The organism is Micromonospora sp. AMSO31t, from assembly GCF_008868175.1.
Taxonomy (GTDB): Bacteria; Actinomycetota; Actinomycetes; order Mycobacteriales; family Micromonosporaceae; genus Micromonospora.
In genome coordinates this window covers 1-707 of the sequence record NZ_WBKT01000324.1, presented here as the reverse complement: position 1 = coordinate 707, position 707 = coordinate 1, and the positions used below count along the sequence as shown (strand labels likewise).

The following is a 707-nucleotide window of genomic DNA, read 5'->3' as shown; positions in this document are numbered from 1 at the left end:
CGCCGACCACGCCGCCGCCGACGACGCCCCCGCCCACCGGCACCACTCCGGTGGCCATCAACGGCCAGTTGCGGGTGTGCGGGGTCAACCTCTGCAACCAGTACGGCCGGCCGATCCAGCTGCGCGGCATGAGTTCCCACGGGTTGCAGTGGTTCGCCAACTGCTACAACGACGCCTCGCTCGACGCGCTGGCCAACGACTGGCAGGCCGACCTGTTCCGCATCTCCATGTACGTGCAGGAGCAGGGCTACGAGACCAACCCGACCGGTTTCACGAACCAGGTCAACACCCTGGTGGACAAGGCGGCCGCGCGCGGCCTGTACGCGCTGATCGACTTCCACACGCTGACGCCGGGCGACCCGATGTACAACCTGGAGCGGGCGAAGACCTTCTTCGCCGCGGTCTCGGCCCGCAACGCCGCGAAGAACAACGTGATCTACGAGATCACCAACGAGCCGAACGGCGTGAGCTGGTCGACCATCAGGAACTACGCCGAGCAGGTCATCCCGGTGATCCGGGCCAACGACCCGGACGCGGTGGTCATCGTCGGCACCCGGGGCTGGTCGTCGCTGGGCGTCTCGGAGGGCGGCAACTCCGACGAGATCGTCAACAACCCGGTCCGGGCCGACAACATCATGTACACGTTCCACTTCTACGCGGCGTCCCACAAGGACAACTACCGCAACGAGGTGCAGCGGGCCGCCGCC

At 67.0% G+C, this 707-nt stretch carries 1 protein-coding gene; it reads left to right on the top strand.

The window, feature by feature from the left end; genetic code table 11:
- Positions 1 to 707 (top strand): glycoside hydrolase family 5 protein (locus tag F8274_RS30785; protein WP_151465907.1); only part of this gene is annotated, 707 nt, incomplete at both ends.